Below are 651 nucleotides of genomic sequence, written 5' to 3' on the forward strand. Positions count from 1 at the left end.
CATTCACGGGTGATTATGCTGGACACTTACATTATTCCACTCTAAAAAAATTTGGTTTTGCCCAAGGTACCTTCGAAGAAAGAGCAGACGACACTCTTGAATTGATTGATGTAGCAATTGTCAACTCAGTTCGTTGTGTTCCACCAGAAAACAAACCCACTGGTGCAGAAATCAATACTTGCCGATATTTCTTTTCCCCTCTTTTAACAAATCTTCCTAAACTTAAAGCTGTTATCACCCTTGGCACTATTGCGCATCATTCCACTCTACGCGCTCTCAATGCAAAAATTTTAGCCCATCCTTTCGGACATGGAAAAATAAATGATATCGGAGGATTACGTATCTTTTCAAGCTATCACTGTTCACGCTATAATACCAATACTGGCCGCTTAACGGATGCTATGTTCCATCAAATTTTTGAAGCAGAAAAAACATATCGAGAACAATGCTGAAATTTCCTAAAGCTATATGAAAACGTGGATTCGTAATGGTGTTTTATTATTTTGCATGTTAAGTGAGTGACACGAATACTGTTCAGATTCTCTCATTTCAAGCCTGTTGTATGTAGAATCAATCAAAAGCATTTCCTTGCCGATCACAAACGGGACTGACATGTGGGCAAAATATTTAAAAGAAAGAAAAGAGTAAAAA

At 37.5% G+C, this 651-nt stretch carries 2 protein-coding genes; one reads left to right on the forward strand and one right to left on the reverse strand.

What is annotated here, in order from left to right; translation table 11 throughout:
- Positions 1 to 452: uracil-DNA glycosylase family protein (locus J7R05_RS07460; RefSeq protein ID WP_208541789.1), on the forward strand; the 452-nt coding region annotated here is incomplete at its 5' end.
- Positions 453 to 464: 12 nt separating this feature from the next.
- On the opposite strand, the gene J7R05_RS07465 is transcribed toward J7R05_RS07460, so the two are convergent.
- The coding region (locus tag J7R05_RS07465) for a hypothetical protein (protein ID WP_208541790.1) at positions 465 to 651 on the reverse strand (187 nt) is incomplete at its 5' end.

Source organism: Bartonella capreoli, from assembly GCF_902813205.1.
Classification (GTDB): Bacteria; Pseudomonadota; Alphaproteobacteria; order Rhizobiales; family Rhizobiaceae; genus Bartonella; species Bartonella schoenbuchensis.